The 20,939-nt window shown below is 57.8% G+C and carries 13 protein-coding genes and 5 pseudogenes; 7 read left to right on the top strand and 11 right to left on the bottom strand.

The window, feature by feature from the left end; genetic code table 11:
• Positions 1–3: 3 nt before the first annotated feature.
• Both P6U28_RS01725 and P6U28_RS01720 read right to left on the bottom strand, forming a co-directional pair.
• Entirely contained in the window at positions 4–468 is a 465-nt protein-coding gene (locus tag P6U28_RS01725) for a sulfotransferase family protein (RefSeq protein ID WP_407121603.1), read from the bottom strand.
• A 566-nt stretch (positions 469–1,034) separates the two neighbouring features.
• Positions 1,035–1,319: a LexA family protein gene (locus P6U28_RS01720; RefSeq protein ID WP_407121602.1), complete on the bottom strand. Its 285-nt coding sequence runs from the start codon at positions 1,317–1,319 to the stop codon at positions 1,035–1,037.
• Positions 1,320–1,357: 38 nt separating this feature from the next.
• On the opposite strand from P6U28_RS01720, the pseudogene P6U28_RS01715 reads away from it, so the two are divergent.
• Positions 1,358–2,486 (top strand): annotated as a pseudogene (locus P6U28_RS01715) (IS630 family transposase).
• A 1,352-nt stretch (positions 2,487–3,838) separates the two neighbouring features.
• Here P6U28_RS01715 and P6U28_RS01710 read toward each other — a convergent pair.
• From P6U28_RS01710 to P6U28_RS01700, 3 genes and pseudogenes are all read right to left on the bottom strand, one after another.
• Positions 3,839–4,213, bottom strand: a complete 375-nt coding sequence (locus tag P6U28_RS01710) for a hypothetical protein (protein WP_407121601.1) — start codon at positions 4,211–4,213, stop codon at positions 3,839–3,841.
• Between the two features lie 951 nt (positions 4,214–5,164).
• Positions 5,165–6,249, bottom strand: a pseudogene (locus P6U28_RS01705) (ISAs1 family transposase).
• Between the two features lie 749 nt (positions 6,250–6,998).
• Positions 6,999–7,789 (bottom strand): annotated as a pseudogene (locus P6U28_RS01700) (5-methyltetrahydropteroyltriglutamate--homocysteine S-methyltransferase); the annotation flags it as partial.
• Between the two features lie 438 nt (positions 7,790–8,227).
• Here P6U28_RS01700 and P6U28_RS01695 point away from each other — a divergent pair.
• A complete protein-coding gene (locus P6U28_RS01695) occupies positions 8,228–9,010 on the top strand; it encodes a nodulate formation efficiency C protein (RefSeq protein ID WP_407121600.1) in 783 nt (260 codons plus the stop codon).
• Positions 9,011–9,350: 340 nt separating this feature from the next.
• On the opposite strand, the gene P6U28_RS01690 is transcribed toward P6U28_RS01695, so the two are convergent.
• Positions 9,351–9,851: a molybdenum ABC transporter permease gene (locus tag P6U28_RS01690; RefSeq protein ID WP_407121599.1), complete on the bottom strand. Its 501-nt coding sequence runs from the start codon at positions 9,849–9,851 to the stop codon at positions 9,351–9,353.
• A gap of 1,059 nt (positions 9,852–10,910) precedes the next feature.
• On the opposite strand from P6U28_RS01690, the pseudogene dctA reads away from it, so the two are divergent.
• The 4 genes and pseudogenes from dctA (at position 10,911) to P6U28_RS01670 (ending at position 16,915) form a co-directional block, all read left to right on the top strand.
• A pseudogene (gene dctA / locus P6U28_RS01685) lies at positions 10,911–12,231 on the top strand (C4-dicarboxylate transporter DctA).
• 856 nt (positions 12,232–13,087) lie between these two features.
• On the top strand, positions 13,088–15,763 hold the full coding sequence (locus P6U28_RS01680) for a PAS domain S-box protein (protein WP_407121598.1): 2,676 nt from the start codon (positions 13,088–13,090) through the stop codon (positions 15,761–15,763).
• Positions 15,760–16,443 carry a response regulator transcription factor gene (locus tag P6U28_RS01675; RefSeq protein WP_407121597.1) on the top strand — a complete coding sequence of 228 codons (684 nt, stop codon included), beginning with the start codon at positions 15,760–15,762 and terminating at the stop codon, positions 16,441–16,443. The genes P6U28_RS01680 and P6U28_RS01675 overlap by 4 nt, the downstream gene beginning before the upstream one ends.
• 85 nt (positions 16,444–16,528) lie before the next feature.
• Positions 16,529–16,915 (top strand): response regulator transcription factor, encoded by a 387-nt coding sequence (locus P6U28_RS01670; RefSeq protein WP_407121596.1) that lies wholly within the window; start codon positions 16,529–16,531, stop codon positions 16,913–16,915.
• Positions 16,916–17,384: 469 nt separating this feature from the next.
• On the opposite strand, the pseudogene P6U28_RS01665 reads toward P6U28_RS01670, so the two are convergent.
• Positions 17,385–17,688 (bottom strand): annotated as a pseudogene (locus P6U28_RS01665) (SIS domain-containing protein); the annotation flags it as partial.
• A 120-nt stretch (positions 17,689–17,808) separates the two neighbouring features.
• Between P6U28_RS01665 and P6U28_RS01660 the strand changes: the two are divergent.
• On the top strand, positions 17,809–17,961 hold the full coding sequence (locus P6U28_RS01660) for a transposase (RefSeq protein ID WP_407121595.1): 153 nt from the start codon (positions 17,809–17,811) through the stop codon (positions 17,959–17,961).
• A 47-nt stretch (positions 17,962–18,008) separates the two neighbouring features.
• On the opposite strand, the gene P6U28_RS01655 is transcribed toward P6U28_RS01660, so the two are convergent.
• The 4 genes from P6U28_RS01655 to tnpA all read right to left on the bottom strand — a co-directional run bounded on the left by P6U28_RS01655 (position 18,009) and on the right by tnpA (position 20,730).
• The gene (locus P6U28_RS01655) at positions 18,009–18,248 is read right to left on the bottom strand and encodes a hypothetical protein (protein WP_407121594.1); all 240 of its coding nucleotides are present in this window, start codon (positions 18,246–18,248) and stop codon (positions 18,009–18,011) included.
• Entirely contained in the window at positions 18,245–19,894 is a 1,650-nt protein-coding gene (gene tnpC / locus P6U28_RS01650) for an IS66 family transposase (protein ID WP_407121593.1), read from the bottom strand. The genes P6U28_RS01655 and tnpC overlap by 4 nt, the downstream gene beginning before the upstream one ends.
• A 69-nt stretch (positions 19,895–19,963) precedes the next feature.
• The gene (gene tnpB, locus P6U28_RS01645; protein WP_407121592.1) at positions 19,964–20,311 is read right to left on the bottom strand and encodes an IS66 family insertion sequence element accessory protein TnpB; all 348 of its coding nucleotides are present in this window, start codon (positions 20,309–20,311) and stop codon (positions 19,964–19,966) included.
• Positions 20,308–20,730 (bottom strand): IS66-like element accessory protein TnpA, encoded by a 423-nt coding sequence (gene tnpA, locus P6U28_RS01640; RefSeq protein WP_407121591.1) that lies wholly within the window; start codon positions 20,728–20,730, stop codon positions 20,308–20,310. The genes tnpB and tnpA overlap by 4 nt, the downstream gene beginning before the upstream one ends.
• Between the last annotated feature and the right edge of the window lie 209 nt (positions 20,731–20,939).

Below are 20,939 nucleotides of genomic sequence, written 5' to 3'. Positions count from 1 at the left end.
ACGCTAATAGTATGCGAGCTTTCTGCCCGCAGCGGGATGCCCCACGTAGATTTCAAGGAAGCGGCGATTGCATAGGGGATTGCGCATCAGAAGGATATGCGGCGCTTCTGGGTAGACCGAATCGAGAAACTCAAGAGCCGTCCAATATCGTGGTGTCTTGTCTAAGATGATCCGCTTGCCCGCTTCTGCGAGATACTGATCGTATGCTGCATCCGCAAAAGCGCGGCTGGTCGCCGTGCGATTTATCCGCCCCAAGAATTGAGAGGTCGCGGCCTCAATCAGTGCGCTCCCCGCCGGATGGCAAGAATCCACCCAGCCAAATGCTTCAAGCGCCAGCATTAACCAGGGCTCAGGGGGAGCCACAATGTCTGGATGATGCTGGAGCAAATGCGCCAGGAGTGTGGTTCCGGATCGTGGAAGACCGAGGAGAAAACACACCGCAGGTGAACGGCCAGAACGTCCGCTCATCGTTCAGACACTCGTGCTTGAAGAGAGCCCACCGTCGGCTTTAGCTCGACTGGGCGAAGCAAAGCCAGCCAGAGGAGCTCTTGAGAGCGGCTACTTCCGTACAAAGTCTGAAACCGACGACGATTCATACCCTCACGCCTTGGGAGTCGCTCAATCAATTGGGCCGGACTGCGGAAGACTTAACTGGCATCGCTTTGCTAATTGCTCGAGAGCTACACGAAATCAAGCGAGCGCTCAATTGCACGAACATTGATCGCCGATATGGGAAGGTTGGAAAGAACTATACGGAAGTTTGCCTGCGGCGAAGACGCCGTTCATATCGCGGATATCACACTTGGAAGGACCCAGCAATTCTGTCAAAGGGGAAGCGATCCCGACCCAACTTCCTGTGGCCCGTCCGCGGTCAATACACTTGATTATAGCTCCGGCCGGCTTGTCTTACACAAGCCTACTCCCCCAAACCGCACCGTGCATTTGGGTTAGCGGATCATGCAACGTTGCTCCTTACTTGACCAACGCGAAGAAGGGTTGGAATAACGGATCTGATCCAAAATTCAACTAGTGGTTCATCGCAGTGGTTTTGACGTTTTGATACCGAGCCATTCGAGGATGGGCAAGTTTTCGGGTGGCAGGAGGATCTCGATGCTTCGTGCGACGCCGGGCTGACGACGAATGAAGCCGTTGCGTTCGAGGGTGACGATCATCTGGTGGACTGACGGCGCGCTGACGCGGAAATGCCGCTGGATGTCAGCCTCGGCGGGCGGCTGTCCGAACATGTACGAGTAGGTATGGATGAAAGCGAGATAGTGTCCCTGCTTCTCGGTGAAGTGCGCGCCTGATTTTTGACTCATAGCTGGATTCGTCCCGGCCTCCGACAAGGAGGCGAAGCATGAATGTACGTTATCGGGTCGAATTGAGCCAAGCCGAGCGGGACGAACTGACGGCGATGCTCGGCGGCGGCACGCATTCCGCCCGCAAACTCAAACGGGCTCAGATTGTGCTGGCGGCCGATTCCGGCAGCTGCGACGCGGAGATTGCCCGAACCGTCCGGGTCAGCCTTTCCACCGTCGGCCGGACCACACGCCGCTTCGTAGAAGGCAATCTGGAGCGGGCCTTGAGTGAGGAGCCGCGTCCGGGCGCGGAACGCAAGCTGACAGGCAAGGAGGAGGCCCTGCTGGTGGCGACGGCATGCGCCAAGCCGCCCGCCGGCCGCAAACGCTGGACGCTGACATTGCTGGCCGACGCGATGGTCAAGCTCACCGGCCACGACAGCCTGTCAGGCGAGACCGTGCGTCGCCGGCTGGCCGAGAACGACCTCAAGCCATGGCGCCGGGATATGTGGTGCATTCCTCATGTCGACGACGAATACGTCGCCCGGATGGAGGATGTGCTCGATCTCTACGCCGAGGCGCCGGATCCCGAGCGGCCCCTGGTTTGCTTCGACGAGACCAGTCCAGCTGATCGGCGAGGTACGCCAGCCGATCCCTGCCCAACCGGGATAGCGCGAGCGCTACGATTACGAATATCGCCGCAACGGTACCGTCAATCTCTTCGTCACCTTCGATCCGCATCGCGGTTAGCGCAACGTCAAGGTTACAGACCACCGCGCCGCCGTGGACTACGCACAATGCATGCGCGAACTCGTCGACGTCCATTATCCCGATGCCCCCTGCATCCGTGTCGTGCAGGACAATCTGTCGATCCATACCGCCGGCGCACTGTATCAAGCATTTGCGCCTGCCGAGGCCCGTCGCATCCTGCGCCGCCTCGAATTCCACTACACCCCAAAACACGCCAGTTGGCTCAACATGGTCGAGTGCGAGATCAGCGTGCTGCAGCGCCAGTGTCTCGGCCGCCGCATCGACGATCCCAAAAGGCTTCGAAAAGAGATCGCAGCATGGCAACGGATGCGAAACAAGGCGCGAGACCGCATCAAATGGTTGTTCACAACCAACAAGGCCCGCGCCAAACTCGGTCGCGCCTATCCAGTTGCCACCAAAGAATCAAAACCACTGTGATGAACCACTAGATTATCCGATCAACAAGCGCTTAGCCGCAACTCTGCTGATGCAGACGAGATTGCTCGGGCGTTCATGGGTAAAGCTAGTCTCGGCAAATTTCTGTGGCGCTGAGGGCAGCCTGCAAGCCGCCCTACCGCGCCATTGCCGGCGTCACCCAACGCTATCGCTGATGTCCGAGTCCAATTCCGAGGTTTAGGGCCTTCTGGCGGAGCGCACCGACGCTCCGTTTGGTCATCTTTGCAATTTTGACTACCGGCGTTCTGGCCTTCGAATGGACTTTGAGCTCCTTGATATCTGCTTTCGTCCACTCGCGTCGCTTAACGCGTTTCTTGGTTGCTTTTTTCACGATGTATGCTCCTTTTGAGAGGCGTGGCTTGTAACACGGTTTTCTCTGCGAGACGATCGTAAAAAGACGTCGACATAGGCTGTCACGCCTACATATAGTCTCGATCATGAGTCGAAAGCGTCCGGATCTAATGAAGCTCTGGAACTGTAAACTTCGTACGGCCGCGGCGCTGAGAGATTCGTTATTTGAATGCCTCCCAATCGACTTATTACTGTTCGAATCTAAGCATGAAGACCGACACGTTCCGGAATGAACGTCGCTATGAAGCTGAACAGCTCCAACCTGGGACGTTCGGAGCGCGAACGGAACGTCGCTGTGTTTGAAGGTCCGGCGATGATTGCTTATTGGGGCCGCAGAGGTGAGGGGCACGAAACCCCCTGGCTTTGATTCTGTGCCTTTTGTAAAGTTCGCCTTTGCAACGCATATAACGAGAAGACCGTAGCTGCTCGATAGGCCCGACTGAAGTGATGAATACCGGTAAAGCTGACGCCTGCTGACACCACTAAACTAAATGCTTGCTGGTCGAGCTCGATCGGCAGCATGCAGCCCAGCTGCAAGTGATCGCGCCATGCGCGGTTGAGAAGATGTATTGCTGAATGAGCCACACTATCCTTCAACAATGCTAAAGCCGTATAAATGGGCTTCGTGCGGAAGCCAGATCCCGGTCAGGACACCGAACGCTCACAAGACAGGCAGAGGCCTCGCTAGGTGACGCCTCCAACAAATCGACAGGTTCTACCTCAAGGGCCTTTAACTCATGTCTGAACATGATGCGTTCGGCGAGAATCAGATTCGGCCGATCTTCTCGATCAGGTAATGTGCACGCTGACCCGAGAATTTCCATCATTGAGTTTCAATTGAGCAAACTGCTGGTCGCCTCGAACCACGTCATCACACCAGAGACGGCCCTAAATCGAACCTCGCGATCTAGGCGAAGTACATCACAATCAATCGGCAAGATAATGAGCCACGAGCCTTTAAGCCGATGGCGGCTTACCTACGCTCAATCGCTTGCGGGGCGCCTTTTGCCCACGTTCATTCCTAGCTGCAAAGTCAAAGGAGGCGGCTGATCAGTTATCGGCTCTTGCGCGTTCTCTCGCCAGACCTCAGCTTGCATGACAGTCCGATCTAGCTGTTCGAGTGTCTCAAGATATTTTCTTCCCTCCTCGCTGATGATCCAACATCCAGCCTCCCGCTCGATCAACCTCTGGCCAAAAATATCGAGTTGGGGTGCGCGGCTTGCGATGCGCTTCATACGAGCCGGCCACTCCGGGCCGCTGCTATAATAGATAGCCAAATGCTGCTTAACGACTTCGATGCTCGCCCGACCGTGTGGCTGGCCGGCAAGTATTTTCAGAATGGACAGTTGAAAACTCACGCGCTCGCCATCGACTCAAATAAACTCTCCATATTAATGAACTTGAGGTAAGCTCTTGAGCCGCGCGCAGCCTTTCAAAAGAAGTCGTCTTCCTCAAGTCCTTAATGCACGACAACCGCTTGCTTCCGGTGCGATAACCAACGCTTTGGACGGTATCTGAGACACCCTCCCCAGAGTGTTCCGAAGAACGATGCAGCATGGGGGTGCCGTCTAAGAGTGTGTCACGGTCTCAACTGTCGGCTTCCGCCGATTTGGGATCAGACGACGTCGGTGGTAGCCTCGCTGTTGCACATCATGTCGAATGACGTCGCTCACGGAACGAACCGCCCGCTTCTTTCGCTTCCAATTCCCGCCCAATCCCGCGGGGATCGCAAAGCCTCTCGGGACGACCAAGAGATGTCTTCGATTCAGATAGATATCGAACATATCGTCTCTCTTTTGACACGAGCGTAGATCGCTCATTCACTCATTTGGTGACATCGAAGCAACAGTCTTCTTTAAAGTCGCTGGACAGCCAAAGGATGCTCCACGGTGGGGCAAAATGTAAGCACTCACGTCCCACCTACGTCTGCTGAGAGCGCAATCGAAACGAGCTGTGATGCGCAGAACGCATCGGAGGCCTCAGCTAATTGGTGGCCCTGTTGAGCAGGCCCTACGATTTTTTGCAGCTAGCAACTACTCCATGGATCATATGCCTGATCAGGATTAGCGACCCAATCTTCGCCATCGGCCCCAACAACGGTGTCGCGATCGTCGCGCCAGAAACTGACGAATACGTGTACGTCGGCAGTCGAAATAATCCTCTGGGCCACCTTCGACCACTGTGTCGCGCGTAAAGCAATGGAATCCCCCACCAAAGATCCGCGGACCGGGACGACTTGAAGGCGTTTCTATTCAAGGATCGAGCCAGCTCGGGGGAGCAGGCTGAGCGGCCCCCCCCCCCCAGTAGGGCTATCGCATATGGGCGAGGGCGGAGAGAAGGAAGTCATTATTCCATCTGGCTTGGAGCATTTTGTGGCTGATGCGGGCAGGACCGGGCGTTGCCTGCAGGGTATTGATGGCCAGCTTGCGGATGAGGGCGAGATTTTCGGCGGCGTGATCTTTGCGGCTGCGGCAGGCATCTTCGTCGTCGAACAGAACGTCGAGAACCCAGTGCAGGTTGTTCTCGATGCTCCAGTGAGCACGCACGACCTCGAGCAGCTTTTTGGCCGACAGCAAGCGCGAGGCGAGGAAGTATCGGACCGTGTGCTTGACGGCCTTGCCAGAGTTGGCGCGCCAACTGTCGATGCGACCGACTGCGGCGATAGCGGGGAAGTCGTATTGCTTCGCCAACTGAGGAGCCGGCGCGACGATGGCCTGCCGGCGCTCGACGCGACCGTGGGCAGTGGCTCTTCGTTGACTCGCTCGCGCGGGCTTTCGGGCTGTATCGACCAACGTCTTGGCGGCCTTGAAGAGCCGGCCACGGTTACTCTTGATGGCCAACACGTAGTGCCCCTTCCGATCGAGGATGGCCTGCGCGGTATCGGGCCGGCAATGCAAGGCATCGGCGGTGACAAGAGCCCCGTCCAGATCGAGCAGCGCGAGAACTTCGAGAGCCCCGGCAACCTCGTTGCGGTTGGGAGCCTTTCTCTGAGCCAGCGCCATGCGAGTGCCTGCGGCCCAGACATTGACCATATGCAGCGGCGTGGCCTGCCGGCCCCGCGTGTAGGCCCCGCGCAGCGCCTTGCCGTCGATGCTGACCACCCCTTGATGCCGAAGCTCTTGCTGAATTTGCGCAAAACCGCTTCCAGCCCCTTCGGATCCAGCGCACGGAAGACGTTGCTGAACGTATCGTGGCTCGGAATGCCGTGCCTGAGCTCCAGGAAGCGCCGCAACAGCTCCTCGCGGCCTTGGCCAAAGAACTCGAACTCGGTGCAGGTCTTGGCGCCAGCCAGCGTCGCCGCCAAGGCGATGACGAGGATCTCCACAAGATCATGTCGGGTGTTGCTGGCGCGCGGGTCCTTGAGCGGTCGAAACAGGCGCTTGAGCTTGCGCATTCAGGTCTCCCTCTGGAATCGAGAGACACCCAAAGAATCCAGTTCCAACCGCTTGGCAACACCCTGCCAGCACCATATGCGATTCCCCTACCCCCCCCAGGGAGGCGGCATCGACATCGAGCGCTGCCTAGCACGCACGGTGTTCGCCGCCGGCGTCGTCACAAACGGTCTTGATAAACCGAACGCTAAATGAAGGCATGGTCTTCTCTCGATCTGGATTCGCCTGACCATTACTGCCACTTCGGGGCGAGAGTTTTTGATCTGCCTCAATTAGCATCTAAAGGGGTTTGTCCGCTCCCCCAAGAACAGGCCGCGGGACTGAAGGTCCTGTTGCCTCGAAGGAGCGCGATCATCCTTGTCGAACCTGTCATATCGCCCGCTGCTTTGGGCCGATGGCCGGGGCCTCGTAGGCACCTCATGCAAAAACGGGGCTTTGACCGAGAAATGTCTCGGCCGGGCGTGTTCGGCTCGTAGCGTCCGGTCGAGTTCTGCCTAGATATCAGCTTCCATCTGCACAACCATTGGCGTGCGTTTGAGGACGAATTGCCTTTCCGGACTCTTTGATCGAACCATCGGCTATTCTCCCTCGGTCCGCAAAAATAACGCGACGCGTTTCATCGGCCGCCGTTCCATCCCCGGCCCATCAAGGGCCGGGTACTTTTGTCGGCGAAGGCTTGCCTCGACATTGTGGAGCGCGCAAAATGGCCACTAGCGAATTAACTTTGTCAACAACAGACCCAAGCTCGGGATCAATGGTTTTGCGGATAGGATGCAGCGCGCAGCTCGCGGGCGGCATCGACCATGTTGGCCAACGCGGGTCGCACTTCCTCCCATGTGCGCGTTTTTAGGCCGCAGTCCGGATTGACCCACAGCTGCGATTTCTGCAAACGCGCCAGAGCCAACACCATCAGCTCCTTCATTTCGCTCGTCCCGGGAACGCGTGGAGAGTGGATGTCGTACACACCCGGTCCAATTTGATTTGGATATCTATACTTTGTGAATGCGTCCCGCAGCTCCATTTTTAAGCGCGACGTTTCTATCGATATTACATCCGCATCCATTGCGGCGATCGCCGCTATGATGTCGTTGAACTCCGAGTAGCACATATGTGTATGGATTTGCGTGTGATCGCTAACGCCGGACGAGCCGATGCGGAAGCAATCTCCTGCCCAATCGAGATATGCGTTCCACTCCGATCGGCGCAATGGTTAGTACCTTCGCGGAGTTCGGGTTCGTCAATGTGGATCATGGCTGCACCGGCATCCTCGAGATCGCGGAATTCGTCTCGGATTGCGAGTGCAAGTTGACGACAGACCTCGCTTCTAGGAAGATCATCGCGAACAAACGACCAATTCAGGATTGTCACCGGTCCGGTCAACATCGTCTTCATTGGCTTTCTCGTTAGTGACTGCGCGTAGCGCCACCATTCCACGGCGATCAGCTTCGGCCGCACTACATCGTCCAACAGGATCGGGGGCCAAACGCAGCGCTAGCCATAGGACTGCACCCATCCATTGCTGGTCGATGCGAAGCCGGCGAGCGAAAACCGTGATAGCGAAGCACACGGTTCAAACCGTGGCAGTGGCGCTCCAGGCTCCGTCAGACATCCGCCCGAGATGCTCGCCTCTTCCGCTGCAGGATAAGGTGCCCAAGCTGCGGCCGATCAGCCGAATGGAAACATCGAAACACGCGCACGTCGGATAAGCGACAAGAAGGCACGAAAACCAGTACGTATTTCCGCCTATTGCTTTGGCATGAAGAATGCAATCCGTCAGCATGCCCAGACTGCTCCTGCTGGGCACGTCCATCAGCCAATTGAATGCTGTCGCTGACAGGGAAGTTAGTGGCACGTGACATAGGCCGCGTGCGCTTGCGGGAACAGCCTCATCGTGTCGTCGCTAAATCATTGCTCTCACTCAGAGCAGGTTCAAAGGCACGTGCTGCCTAAGTCTCTGGATGAAAGAGCGGGGCCGAGGCTATGAAGAGAAGGTTTGCAAGACGCCTGCTATGGATTTGTCTAGGTACATTTCTGATCTGCCTCGCCTGGCCAGCCATTAGCAGCCGTATTCGCTCGATCGACAGCCCCCTTATCGAGAGATTCAGGTCAGCTTGGGGGGCGCAAGATGGAGAGACGGTAGAACAAATCATCTCCAATGTCGCGAAGGTGGCACAGTTCGTCCCTCAAATGTGGGGCGTCGCTGAACTTGAACTTCGCGAAGACGACTTCGTTTTCATTTCGTGGACCAAGCACCAGAACAGAAACTCTGACGAACAGTACGTTATCGCCTGGAAAGTCGGGCTCGATGGTACGATTGAACTTGCGTCAACCTATGCGAAGCCGATGGAATTGGGCTGGCACGCGCTCGCACTCTCGTTGATCGCCAGTGAAGTCGTAGATGGCGAAAGGAACGCAAACCTTCGCTTTCTACATGATCTGTCCAACTTCAATTTTGTGACTACCTCCCAAGGCCGGCTCGGCGATCTTCTTCGGCAAGGCCGATGCACTATCGTTGAAGCTGTAGTTGATTACTTACCGAAGCCCAATGACAAGCCGACCCAGAAAGGTGATCTGTGGCGCGTTCTGCTGTTAGTAAACTGTAATATCCAAGGACCACGTTATTTTACGCACAAACGGGGTCATCACTTTCGAGAAGAGCGAAGGAAACAATGGGAGCCACAGTCCAGCTTTGCCAATCTTATTGCCAAATTCCCTCCTGGGTCCTGGTTTCAGCGCACCGAACCAGAGGAAGAGGAAGAGTAGGAGAGCGAAGGCCTCATTGAACGGTCGCGCACCGCAACATGCGCCGAAGCTCGCCCAGCCCCTAGCGCCGGGGCCAAAGCGAGACATCCGCGCCCTGCAATTGCGACGGTTAAGTCGCCTCTCCCGCCGCCTTCGCGCCGTCGCCAAAGGTTGGGCAGCATGATTTCGCCATCTTGCCGGCCGTATTAGTTTGCGAGATGCTTTCCGACCTGCCCTCCGCGCCGTGAGAGCGACCTGCTTCCCGGCGAACCAGCTCTCATGCATTCTTCGATGCGTGCCGGTGGAACACTAGACGGCGCTGGCACTTTGGTGCGCCCCGGAATATTGCCGCCAATCGTCATCACGACGCCAAATGTGCCGATCGTATGAGAAAAGCCAACCAGGGCGCGGCTTTAACAAACTCCAGTCGCGCCAGCGGCGCGCTCACGGCAACGAAGGCATGCAGCGGCGAAACGCGCCGGTTCGTTTCCGACGGGCAATCGCTCATCGCAACAAAGGCGTTACGGATCGGCTGCACGACCACCGGCAGCGCCGACAGGAGCGATCCGACCACGATTCCTGCGAAAGTAAAGGACAGCGTGCGCTCGTCCCAGAAAGACGCGATAATTCCACCCGGTCCGTGGGGGCCAAGCAAAACAACTACGCAAAAGCCGAGAGCCGTGGGCGGTAGCACCAGCGGCAAAACGATAAACGCGGCCACCGCCTCACTTGCGAGAGTCTTCGAAAGCGCCAACCACCAAGCGAGGGGCACTCCAACCGTGAGAAGGATCCCGGTCGTTACGCTGGCGAGCTCGATCGTGAGCGCAACAGATTGCGAAATCTCTCCCCAAACGACATCCATGTGCGTCAGCTCACAGCTCGGCGCAGGTCGCCGTATCGAGCAGCGATCTCCTGTACGCCGGTCTCACCTGGCGATGTGGCGCGAATCCCGTTTTGGTCGGGCCGGAGGTCGTCGCCGCGGCCAAATTCACACGCGCCTTGTCTGCGAGAAAGAGCAGCATCGCGAGCCTCATCGACAACCCCGGTGGCGAGTCCGGCTCGATTGATCTGACAACGGTCGCTTCTCTCTTGTCATCAGCAATTCTTGTGCCGCTTGCGAACCATGAGGTCTCTATCCCCATGTGAGAGGACTTCGCGTTCGTGCCGATGCCACTTTGGAGCGGACCTCACGACGCTCTGTCAGGGTTCTGGCATCTTTTTGTTCCTAAGCAGACGGCGACAGCCGCACAAGGAAGAATCGGAATTTTTCGCCCGAGGAGATGTTACTAAGAATGGTAGACGGTTCGCGCCGCGCAGGAGGCCTGCCGTATGGCAGCAACACACACGGTTCAGCTAAGAAATCGCCCTGGGCGGCTTCTGCGACTTAGCAAAAGGGTGCGAGGGCCCGCCAGCGAATGCCGCTTCTGACCGACTTGGCTAATGCGCGGCGTTGGCGCTCGTTGCAACAACGAGCTTCGCCGCTAGCCGCAACGCAGCTCATGCCAAGAATTTTTTCGCGCAACATAGTGCCTAAACCGGGTTTCCATACGGCAACTACATGCAATCCAAATAATCAATTTCGTCGATGCTGCTGCATCGATCTCAGCACTCCGCACCTACGGCCGGGAAGCTATGCTGTTATTTGTGCTCGACCTTGAGAACGTCGAGCTCATACCAGTCAGCCGGTGCCGCTGACGAAAGAAGAGTTGTCCGCCGCTAGTTAATCGGCCCCAGTTCGGACATCTGGTGCAGATCTTGCTTAAGGAAAATGGATAACGCAACTAAACGCCTGCCTTTAGATGGACGCGCCGGCTCCCGGAACTGCCTTCAATCGGACACGGCTAAAATGATGAGTCTCGTATGACGCTGTTGCCTCGCAACGACTCGGCGTCTCAGCGAGTATCTTCGGGAAGGAAGCGTCATGACTACCATGACAGCTGCGTCGCCTCTACGCGCGTCGCAAGTTTGGTATAAAATACTCTACGTCCAGGTGCTAATCGCAATCTTGATTGGCGCGGTGCTCGGCTGCCTTTGGCCGTCTGTCGCCACCAACGATTGGGTTAAGGCGCTCGGTGACGGGTTCATCAAGCTCATCAAGATGGTGATCGCGCCGATTATATTCTGCACCGTCGCATCTGGCATTGCTCATATTCAGGATGCAAAGAAAGTCGGGTCCGTCGGGGTCAAGGCGCTCTTCTATTTCGAGATTGTCTCCAGCTTTGCCTTACTGTTGGGCCTCGTTATGGGCAATCTGGTCCGAATTGGCCATGGCCTTGCGGTCAAGCCAGATGCTGCGGCGGTCGCCACTTACGTCAAGCAGGCGGAAGCCTCGAAGAGCGTCGACTTTATTCTCAACATCATTCCCGACAGTGTGGTCGGCGCCTTCGCTCGCGGCGATGTTCTGCAAGTTCTCCTTTTCGCGATCCTTTTCGGCTTCTCGCTAATGGCGCTGGGAAAGCGGGGGGAGCGTCTGCGCGGCATGATTGACGACGTCGCGCACGCGGCGTTCGGGGTGATCGCAATCATAATGAAAGCGGCCCCGATCGGTGCCTTCGGCGCCATGGCTTTCACGGTCGGCAAGTTCGGGCCCGGAGCACTCGGCAATCTCATCGGTCTGATCGCGCTATTCTACGTGACGGCTGCGCTATTTGTGTTGGTGGTGCTTGGTCTAATCGCCCGCCTCGTCGGCTTTTCGATATTCAAGTTCCTTGTCTATATCAAGGACGAGATTCTAATCGTGCTCGGCACTTCGTCCTCCGAAAGCGCGCTGCCGCAATTGATGGAGAAGCTCGAGCGGCTAGGCTGCTCTAAGCCGGTAGTCGGGCTGGTGGTGCAACTGGCTACTCCTTTAACCTCGACGGCACCAATATCTATATGACACTTGCAACATTGTTCATTGCCCACGCACTCGGCGTCGATCTCACATTCGGCCAGCAGCTCACGATCTTGCTCGTCGCAATGCTAACGTCGAAGGGAGCCAGCGGCGTCACCGGCGCAGGGTTCATAACGCTCGCTGCGACATTGTCGTGGTAAACCCAGCTCTGGTGCCCGGCATGGCAATCGTGTTTTCGATCGACAAGTTCATGAGCGAGGTGCGCGCCCTTACCAACATCATCGGCAATGGCATCGCGTGCGTGTTCGTATCCTGGTGGGAAGGCGAGCTCGATCACGCAATGCTGCAGTCTCGGCTCAACCAGCCTAACGTTTCCACTACCAGCTACACGACAAGCACAACGAGGTAGGTTCCGGAACTTATCCGCCGCCCATCCGACACGAACTTTATCCCGTGCGCTCCCCGCGTACAGCCCTCCTCAGCACCGCTGCCAGGCAGCTTCTCCTAGAGGCAGGCGAGCAAAGGAGTAGAGACTCCTTTCGGGGCTTCTCTTTCGCGGTCAGTGGCTACCGGCGGTGCAATACTTAGGGAGCGTTTGCCGAACCAGATGAAGAGTGATTTCCCGCATAGCGAACTGGGTATTGCTCCGTCGACCAATACCCATATAGGCGGTTTCCTCATGCGAGTGAGGACGTTGCAGGGATCCTGCGACTCGTCATCGCCATTGCTATGCGCGCTGCGTCATCAAGTTAGCGGTCGATCCGCTTGGATTAGATGGCACTCGACGGAGCAGTGGCGGATCATATACGGCTGGTTCGGCGCAGGCGCTCGATTCCAGCGACACCAGTTGGAGACGAATCTTTTGCGACTAGCCGTGATGGCCTGATCCGATAGGTAGCACTCGCGTAACTCCGGCATCTGAACTTGCACTTCCTCGTGGAAACGGCCTTGCCGGGGAGGTCAGTGGTTCGGGAGTACGCAGCGGGTGTAGAGGGTGCATCGGCCAAGCGATCGAGCGACTGCGCCGAATGGCTACCGGCGGGGGCGCAAAGCAGACATTTCAGCCTCGCCGGCAGGCCAGTGACAGCTCATCGAAAAGTTTAGGACAATTATACGTATGTTTATAATGCGTTTTTTCCCCGCGCGTGCTGAGTTCGGCCGCAGGTGACCAATCTCGCACACGCTAAACCCAAGCGTTGAAGATTGCCCCAATTTTGCCGAAAATGCTATAGCTCTCGCCGGAGAACAGGCCGGACGGTCTTAAAATGTTTGTCCAGATCAGGAGTCTTAAACGTTCAGCCCCGCAGTTCATCTTCGGCGGCATGACGCTAGGCGCGGTTACATTGATATGCGTATACCTTCAGGCGCATTTTGCCGCGGCGGCGTTCGTCTATATGTTAGTAGTATTGCTGTTTTCGTTAATGGGCATCTTCATCGCGTCATCCGCGCTTTGCGTCGCAGCGATCGCTGTTCTCGCGTACTACTTTGCGCCGCCGGCGTTCAGTCTGCGTTTCGATGACCCCCACGATCTTCCAGTAGTCGTTGCATTTTTTGTTGTCTCCATTGCGGGAACGTACCTGATGGGGAAGCTCCGCCAGGAACGAGAGGCTGCGCGTGTGGCTGCGGCCCAACTTCAGCGGAGTGCGGCGGATTTGGAGGATCGCGAAGAACTTTGGCGCGCGATCTTCGAGCACAACCCGGCCATGTACGTCATGGTCGATGAAGCCGGTACTATCCTCAACGTCAATACGCTTGGCGCGACACAACTCGGCTATACTCGTGCCGAACTGATCGGCCGATCCGTGCTGGACGTATTTCTCGAGGAGGATCGCGCGTTCGCTCGCGAATGCGTTCGGAGCTGCCTTGAGAATGTCGGACAAGCGCGCACGTGGGATGCCCAGAAAGTCAGGAAGGACCGCTCGGTCTTGTGGGTGCGTGAAAACGCCAAAGCCATGCTCTGGGCGGATCAGCGGCCCATTGTCCTTATCGCCTGCGAAGATATCACGGACCGAAGGCGGACCGAACTTGCGCTGCAGCGGAGCGAAGCCCATTTGGCCCGGGCGCAGGAGTTGAGTCACACAGGTAGCTTCAGCTGGAACACAACTACCTGTGAGGCTTTCTGGTCAAACGAAACATTTCGCATTTTCCAATTGGATTCTCAGACGGTGCGACCCGGGCCGCAGCTCGTCGTTGAGCGCACTCATCCAGATGATAGGGCTTCGGTAAGAGAAATTATCGATCGCGCGATGCGAGACCAGAGCGACTTCGAGCACGAATACCGGCTTCTGCTACCGGACGGCTCGATTAAGCACATTCATGCGCAGGCACGTGCCACGCGAACCGCCTCTGGCGAGATTGAGTTTGTTGGCGCAGCCACCGATGTTACGGCAGCGAGGACAGCAGAACAGCAGTTGCGCCGCAGCGAGGCCTATCTGGCAGAGGCCCAGCATCTCACTCACACAGGAAGCTGGGCCTGGGATGTCCACGGTCTAGATTTCGTGTATCGCTCCGCCGAGGTCGATCGTCTGTTTGCCTTTAGCCCACAAGAGCCGGTATCGATCGAGACCATTCGATCACGCATCCATCCGGACGACCTGCCGCGGCTGCAGGAGGTGCAGCGCCAAGCGATTGAACTTAAGGAGCGGCGGTTCGAATATGATTTTCGCATCCTTCTACCAGATGGCGGGATAAGACGCATACACTCCGTTGCGCAGGTGGTGATCGGCAGCGATGGTAACGCCCGCGAGCTGATCGGAACGCATATGGATGTGACCGAGCAACACGCAGCTAAGGAACGCCTGGAAAACACACTTGCCGCATTGCGTCAAAGCGAACAGCGCTTTCGCGACTACGCCGAAACAGCTTCCGACTGGCTCTGGGAGACCGGGCCGGATCACCAGGTCACTCACGTGTCTGAGCACACCAGCGCTGCGGGAATTTTGGCCACAGGATTGACAGGCCTCTTTCGCTGGGACATTGCGTGCGACCTCGAAGAGGAACCGGAGAAGTGGCGGCAGCATCGGGCGACATTGCAGGCGCACCAGCCATTTCGGGACCTCGTTTATCGTACGCAGAGTCGGTTTGGATCTCCAATATATGTCCGCACGAGTGGCAAGCCCTTTTTCGATGGAAATGGTACTTTCCTCGGCTACCGTGGCGTGAGCACTGACATTACCGCTACCATTCGTGCCGATCAAGCCGAACAAGAACTACGGAAAGCGCAAGCGGAGCTTGCACATGTGACGCGAGTAACAACGTTAGGAGAGCTGACAACCTCGATCGCCCACGAAATAAACCAGCCTCTCGCCGCTATTATCAACAACTCCGAGGCGTGCCTCGGCTGGATGGGTCGCGAGGCTCCTGATCTTGCCGCCGCGCGTTCCTCCGTCGAATGGATCATCGAAGATGCAATTCGGGCAAGCGAGGTGATCCGTCGCGTTCGCGCGCTCGCGAAGAAAGGTGAGATTGAGATGGTGCCGCTCGATATTAATGAGGTCGTTAAGGACGTCATTGCGCTGGTAACACGAGAGCTGGTGAGCCACCGGGTTAGGTTGCGAACCGAGTTGACGGCCGCGTTGCCTATGATCCTCGGTGATCGAATTCAGCTACAACAGGTCATCATTAACCTGGTGATGAACGGAATCGAGGCGATGGACGCAGTTACAGACCGGCCGCGCGAACTTCTGATTCATTCATCCAAGGACGATCTGGGACACGTGCAGCTCGCTGTGGCCGATTGCGGCGTCGGCGTAGCCGAGAAGCACGCGGACCACGTCCTGGATCCCTTCTTCACTACGAAGTCGACCGGCCTTGGAATGGGCCTTTCGATCTGCCGTTCGATCGTGGAAGCTCATGGAGGCCGGCTGTCAATGGTCCCCAAAAATGGACCCGGCGCGACCTTCCAGTTTACCCTGCCGCTGCATAAGGAGGCCGTGTCGTGACAGAACGACTTGATTCGCCAGGTGAAGGCGGCAATGCCGAGGCCTCGACGAAGGCGATCGTCTTTGTCGTTGAGGATGACATCTCCGTGCGCCGCTCGCTTACGAACCTTTTTAAACAGGTGGGGTTGGAGGTCATTGCGTTCGGATCGGCCCGGGAGATGCTGCAGAGCCAAATTCCGGACGTCACCAGCTGTCTAGTTCTTGATGTTCGACTGCCAGGCCTGAGCGGCCTTGACTACCAGACCGAGCTCGCCAGGTTGAACATACACATCCCGATCATTTTCATTACCGGCCATGGCGACATTCCCATGACTGTCAGGGCCATGAAGGGAGGTGCCGTCGATTTTCTCGGCAAGCCATTCCGCGATCAGGAGCTGCTTGATGCCGTGGTTGCGGCGACAGAACGCGATCGCAAGAGACGGGAAGCTCAGCGAACCGTCGCGAACCTGCAGTCGCTATTTGAGACCCTAAGCCCGCGAGAGCAGGCAGTGATGAGACTTGTCGCAGCCGGCCTGATGAACAAACAGATCGCCGCCGAACTCGGGCTCGCGGAGATTACCGTCAAAATCTATCGCGGACACGTAATGAAAAAAATGAGTGCCCGCTCGCTGGCCGACTTGATCAGGATGAGCGAGACGCTGGGACTTAGTGCCAATCGTCCTGAACAAACCCAAGTATGATTTTACAAGTCTATCACTTAAGCCCACTTTTCGCCGAAAGTGGCTAGCGCTTGACAGCCGCTGTACTGCGTTGGGAGGGCTCATCTTGTCCACGCCTTTGATTTCTGTTGTCGACGACGACGCCTCGGTCCGTGCGGCGACAGAAAACCTTTTGAAATCGCGTGGCTACGACGTGCAAATATTTTCGTCCGCCGAGGCACTCCTGCTGTCGCCGCAATTGGCCGAGACATCCTGTGTCATTACCGATGTGCAGATGTCGGCGATGAGCGGGCTGGATCTTTTGGCAGAGGTGCGAACACGTGGTTACGACGCACCGTTCATCTTCATTACAGCTTTCCCCGACGAGCGCGTGCGCGCCTCAGCTATGGACGCGGGAGCGATGGGATTTCTCGCCAAACCGCTTGGCGGGAAAGAGCTACTCAAGTGTCTCGACAACGCACTGAAGGCATATGGCGCTCGAGGCGGCATCTGATTCCAACCCGAGGCTTGACTTCATGTCTGACTAAAAAACACGTCAGAACGAAGATTCCCACCGCCAAGCATCGTTTCGCAGTTGGAACTGCAACTCGTCCTAAATAATTCCAGCTACCAACAATCTAGCCCCCACAAGAACGCGCATTCCTCGTCGACTGGGCTCCGTCGACGGAGAGCAGTTCCCGCTGATGAGCAACAGCTACCTATGTCCGACCACGGATGTTGCGACCCAATTTGAAATGAGGCCATCAGCATAAAGCCAGCCGGCCGAGCGTTTAGACGTCAGACCAATCGGGTTGACAGCCGCACTGGTCGATTGATGTGGGCCGCCGTGCGGCAGTTAGGCAGTTACGAGCGATTTCCCGGATTAAAAATTAGTTGTATTCCCACCCACAAACGACGCAACGCAACCCAAGCCGAGCGGCTCGAGCCCGAGACCTCTCGGCCTGGACAAAAACACTACAGCCTCATTCCACAGTGACCGATTTGCCGAGATTTTCGCGGCTGATCCACGTCCGCGCCCATGGCAACGGCGGTATGGTAAGCTAAGAGCTGGATCGGAATAGCGTAGACCATCTGCGTAAAGCTTGTGGCCATTGTCGGCAGCACGATGGTGCCGAGTGTGTCCACCGTCGCTTCCGAAGCCCCCTTCGCATCGGTGATCAGGACTATCTTGCCGCCCCGAGCGGCCACTTCTTGCATGTTCGAGACGGTCTTGTCGAAGATTTGGTCGTAAGGCGCGATCACGACTACCGGAATAGCCTCATCGATCGTAAGCGTAGCTCTGCAGCCCTTTTGAATGACGTACGCCTCCGATGGGGGCCGTCTTGCGTGAGGGGTGGTAATTCGCGAAGCGTGTGACCTTAAGTCTAGCTTTAAGGTCATCAGGCGATGCGGGTCGAGGTTTTGGGCGGGCTGGAGCGGCGGCGGCGTTGGTCGCAGGACGACAAGGCACGGATTGTCGAGGAGACGCTGGCACCGGGCGCGAAGGTAACTGAGGTTGCGCGGCGCAACGGAGTAGCGGCCAGCCTGGTGTTTACCTAGCGTCGACAAGCACGGACATCGGTATCCATTCGGCGTAGGCCGCAGGGCTACCGCTTGAGCAGTCCAGGGTTCTCTTTGTAGAACCTGATCAGCTCGATGAGCTTTTCGATTCCGAAGTCGGTGAACGCCTGGACGCCGTCTTCTCCGACGCCATAGACCCAGATGACGCCGTCCTCGATTTCCATTTCGTTGGCGATGTCCCAGAGCCAATCTTCGTCTTCGCCGAGGTCTTTCGCGACCTGGGCGATGGTGGTGACGTGATGGACCTTGTTGACGTGCATGGTCATGCCGCTCGAGCGGAGATCGCTGATGCTGGCGTCCAATTCCAGGGCAGAAGTTCGTTCAGCCGATGAGCCGGATGGGCGGCGATGCGGGCGAGGATGTCGGTGAGCCAGGCCTGCGGGTCGATGCCGTTCATTTTCGCGGTGACGATGAGGCTGTACATAGCTGCGGCGCGCCGCCCTCCGCGATCAGATCCGCAGAACAGCCAGGACTTCCGTCCAAGAGCGATGCCTCGCAAGCCCCGCTCGGCGGCATTGTTGGAGAGACACACGCGTCCATCTTCCAGGAACAGCGTGAAGCTCGCCCATCGCTTCAGGATGTAGTTGAACGCCTTGGTCAGATCGTGGCCGCGAGACAGTTTAGCGAGCTGTTCGCGCATGTAGAGCTGAAGATCCTCGACCAGAGGCCGGCTCAGCGTCTGCCGAGCCTGAACGCGTTCCTCGGCACTCTTGCCATTGATGGAGCGCTCGATCTCGAACAGCGCATCGATCCGCCGCACGACCTCGATCGCAATCGGCGAGAGCGGGATCTCCTTCTTTCCGGCACCCTTGCGCCGCGCATTCTCTTCGATGTCAGCCATGGCAAAGAATGGGCGTCGTCCATGCGACCAGCAGGCAGCTTCCCGGATCGATCCAGGCTGGCGCCCGGCCAAATAGAGCTGGTTGTACCCATCATAGGCGTCGGCCTGCAGGATGCCGGCATACCGGGCCAGATGCGCCTGGGGATGCTCGCCCCTACGGTCGCGGGAGTAGTAGAACATCGCCGCCGGTGGCCCGGCGCCGCCAAACGGCCGGTCGTCCCGGACGTAGATCCAGCACCGTGCCGTATCGGTCTTGCCCTTGGCCAGCACCGGCACCGTCGTATCATCGGCATGCAGGCGCTCGGCCGCCATGACATGGGCTTCGATCAGGCGCAGCAGGGGGGCCAGCGACGCATTGACCGATCCCACGGCGTCCGCCATCGTCGACAGCGCGATCGGCACGCCTTCCAGCGCGTAGCGCTCAGCCTGGCGGTTCAAAGGCTGATGTTGGCCGAACTTCTCGAACATGATCATGGCCAACAGGCTTGGGCCGGCCCATCCCCGTGCGACGGCATGGAATGGCGCCGGCGCCTGGCTGATCTTCTCGCAGTCACGGCAGGAGAACTTCTCCCGGACCGTCTCGATCACCTTCCACTGGCGCGGCACCACTTCCAGCGTCCGCGTCACGTCCTCGCCGAGCTTGCGCAGACGATTGCCGCCACAGCACTCACAAGCCGTCGGCGGCTCGATCACCACTCGTTCGCGCGGCAAATGCTCAGGGAAGGTCTGGCGCTCGCGACGCTTGCGCGTAAATCCGCGCACCGTCGTCGCCTTGGCCACAGCGCGCTCTGCCGCCAGCTCGTCTTCAGTGGCGTCACTTTCCAACTCGTCGAACGTCAAGGCCAACTGCTCGATCAGGCGCGACGAACGCTCCGACCGCTGGCCGTAAATCTGATGTTTTAGTTTGGCAATTTGCAGATTCTGCTGGGCAATCAGCGCTTCGTCCTCAGACGCTTTCGCACGGGCGACCGCGAGCTCGGCGGCGATCTCCAACCCCTTCGCGCGCTCGGCTGCCAGCGCCGCCTTCAGGGCGGCAACGTCATCCGGAGCAGCGTCGCGATCCGCATTCATACGACGCAGTGAATCACAAATTGGACGCGATGGGATTCCCCAAAATGCAAGAAGCTACAGATTCTGCGCTCAGCCCGCGCTCTGCGGCCGCCAGCTCAGTTGGGGATTCCGCCAGTCGATGCCTTCGAGCATGTAAGCCATTTGCGCCGCCGAGATCGATATCGCGCCGTCCGACGCCGAGGGCCAGATGAACTTGCCGCGATCCAGGCGCTTGGCGTAGAGCGACATGCCAAGCCCGTCATGCCAGAGGATCTTGACCAAATCGCCGCGGCGCCCCCGGAAGATGTAGAGATCGCCAGCATGAGGATCGCGCTTCAGGCTCTCCTGGACCGCAAGCGCCAGGCTTTGCATCCCGCGGCGCATGTCGGTGTGGCCGGTGGCGATCCAGACCCTTACGCCGCTCGGGATCGGGATCATCGCCGTCTCAGAAGCTCAAGAACCCGCTGCAGCGCCTCAACGTCCACGTCGCGGTCAACGCGAACACGACAGCTGCCAAGCTCGATCTCGATAATGCCGGCCCTTGCACGTTGCGCAGGCGGTGAAGACACCGGTTCTGGCGCGCTACTCGAGATCGTAGCCGCCGCAGGCGTGATCTCCACTGGAACAAGCACCGGCGCGGCATCCCCGCTCAGCTTGCCTTCGCGCGCCAACCGGCGCCACGTGAACAGTTGGCTTGTCGACAGCCCGTTACGTCGCGCCGTCACCGACACCAGACGTGGCCCGCCATAGCTCTCGGTGACGATCCGCTGCTTTTCTTCCAATGTCCAACGGCGTCGAGCGCCCGTCGAGACGACTTCAAGTCGGGAAACCTTCGGCATAGGCATATGGTCAGTCATAAGCCTATGTCTTCATCGTCTATCAAACAGCGCAAGGCGGTCCTCGCCGGAGCGATACAGATGAGCAGTATTGCGCCTGAAAAGGGCGACAAACTTGCTGGCTGTGTACTCATTAAGCAGCTGTCCGCTTAATATCCGCTTGTCGCCTAACAGCGGCTAGAAAGCGGTGTCTCCGGAGCTCGCTGAACCGGCGAGCCGACGTTCTGAAG

Source organism: Bradyrhizobium sp. STM 3561 (assembly GCF_045571455.1).
Lineage (GTDB): Bacteria > Pseudomonadota > Alphaproteobacteria > Rhizobiales > Xanthobacteraceae > Bradyrhizobium > Bradyrhizobium vignae.
Note: the sequence above shows the minus strand (reverse complement) of the source record. Positions and strands in the feature narration are given on the sequence as shown.

Bases quoted from the DNA above. Each gene is read 5' to 3' on its own strand.
- P6U28_RS01725 (WP_407121603.1), bottom strand. From the start codon at position 468: ATGAGCGGACGTTCTGGCCGTTCACCTGCGGTGTGTTTTCTCCTCGGT.
- P6U28_RS01720 (WP_407121602.1), bottom strand. From the start codon at position 1,319: ATGAGTCAAAAATCAGGCGCGCACTTCACCGAGAAGCAGGGACACTAT.
- P6U28_RS01695 (WP_407121600.1), top strand. From the start codon at position 8,228: ATGAAGAGAAGGTTTGCAAGACGCCTGCTATGGATTTGTCTAGGTACA.
- P6U28_RS01690 (WP_407121599.1), bottom strand. From the start codon at position 9,851: ATGGATGTCGTTTGGGGAGAGATTTCGCAATCTGTTGCGCTCACGATC.
- P6U28_RS01680 (WP_407121598.1), top strand. From the start codon at position 13,088: ATGTTTGTCCAGATCAGGAGTCTTAAACGTTCAGCCCCGCAGTTCATC.
- P6U28_RS01660 (WP_407121595.1), top strand. From the start codon at position 17,809: ATGCGGGTCGAGGTTTTGGGCGGGCTGGAGCGGCGGCGGCGTTGGTCG.
- P6U28_RS01655 (WP_407121594.1), bottom strand. From the start codon at position 18,248: ATGACCATGCACGTCAACAAGGTCCATCACGTCACCACCATCGCCCAG.
- tnpC (WP_407121593.1), bottom strand. From the start codon at position 19,894: ATGAATGCGGATCGCGACGCTGCTCCGGATGACGTTGCCGCCCTGAAG.
- tnpB (WP_407121592.1), bottom strand. From the start codon at position 20,311: ATGATCCCGATCCCGAGCGGCGTAAGGGTCTGGATCGCCACCGGCCAC.
- tnpA (WP_407121591.1), bottom strand. From the start codon at position 20,730: ATGACTGACCATATGCCTATGCCGAAGGTTTCCCGACTTGAAGTCGTC.